The sequence below is a fragment of the Acidisoma sp. S159 genome, assembly GCF_009766125.1.
Taxonomy (GTDB): Bacteria; Pseudomonadota; Alphaproteobacteria; order Acetobacterales; family Acetobacteraceae; genus Acidisoma.
The window spans coordinates 128,603-129,942 of the sequence record NZ_LMUG01000104.1 but is presented as its reverse complement, the minus strand read 5'-3'; the positions used below and the strand labels follow the sequence as shown (position 1 = coordinate 129,942).

General features: G+C 62.2%; 1 protein-coding gene and 1 pseudogene. One reads left to right on the top strand and one right to left on the bottom strand.

All coding sequences use genetic code 11. The features are described 5' to 3' along the window. Window positions 1–491 (bottom strand): annotated as a pseudogene (locus GSQ92_RS30690) (DUF3991 domain-containing protein); the annotation flags it as partial. A 534-nt stretch (window positions 492–1,025) separates the two neighbouring features. Here GSQ92_RS30690 and GSQ92_RS30685 point away from each other — a divergent pair. Continuing rightward, on the top strand, window positions 1,026–1,340 hold a 315-nt coding region (locus tag GSQ92_RS30685; RefSeq protein WP_216857044.1), incomplete at its 3' end, for a hypothetical protein.

Genomic DNA, 1,340 nt, shown 5'->3' with positions numbered 1-1,340 from the left:
GCACTGCCATGGGGCCCTTCCCGTAGCATGCCGGCGCCGATCGCGACGGACACGACGAGCGCGGGCAGACGGCGTGTCTCGGTCAGATAGCGCCAGGTCGGTGAGCCCGGCCGCGGCAGCCGCCGACGCTCCCACTTCACCGCGAATGGCATGTCCGGCGCTGCCTTCGCCGACGGACGCTCGTGGACCGGGAAAGTTGGGCTCAGACCGATGAATGGGCGGAGAACTTTGCGAATCTCGCCAAAACTCAGGCTCGGATTGAGGAATTGCACCAGCCCGAAGATGTCACCCTTGGCCGCGCTGGTGGGATCCCACCAGCCGCGGCCCTCATGGGTCACCAAAAGGATCTCGCCCTTGGCTCTGCGATACTTGAGGCAGTTGCGCGTGCTCTCCTTTTTGTCCAACTGCCAGGGTGGTGAATGCCGCTCCAACAACACCGCGCAGCTCACTCCCGACCTCATCTCTTCCAATTCAGCGTCTTGGCTGCTCATCGTCCGTACTCCTCTCTCAGAATACGGTCCGACGATCGCGTAGCCTGCACTGGACAAGGGCGCCTGCGGAGCAGGCGGGAGCGCTCGCGACGCACCCTTGTGGCGCGCAAAGGCGAATGCGGTATCGGCATTCTCATCACCCTCAGCAGGCTGGTTCTCTCGTCAGCCTGCCGGTGATCGGTGCGAACGAAGCCTCCTCGCCTAAATTGTTTCGCCCGTTCGCACCGATCTGCTTGAGCCTTTGTTCACGGCTTTCGCTGAAACTTTGCGGGCGTACGCGGCGCCGAGGCCCGCAAATAGACTTATCACGCCGCACATGGAGGACTTTCGGTTACGCCAGGAGCGGCGCCCGTGTCTGACTTCTCCATGCGGCATGCGCGCATGAAGCTTCGCCGAGTCGCGCCGACGGTCGTCGGTCTCGCGCGGCGGCCGTCCTCTGCATCTGGAACTGTGGACAACACAGCAAGTTGTTGATGTTCAACGCGCGGCGTGGCAGGAGGACTCATCGCAGCAACAGCGATAGGCCGGAGGAACATGGCGACGACGACCAGAGCGTGGGAACTAGTCCACGAGGAACATACGCCGATAAAGCAGGCGGCACGAAGGCTTGGTGTTCGGGTATGTGAGCTCTATGAGCTGTTGGAAAAGGAGAAGGCCGAGCGGGACAGTGCCACTCACCGGGCCGTTGCTCTTTTATCCGCCGTCATTGCAGCTCGAACCGCTCCGACTGCGGAGGATGTAAACGTCAAAGTACGCGCCAGGCAGCTCCTGGATAACGGACTTGCAACGCGGGTTATCTGCGAGAGGTTGGGGCGCACCGAACGATGGCTCGCCTCGGTGAAGCAGACA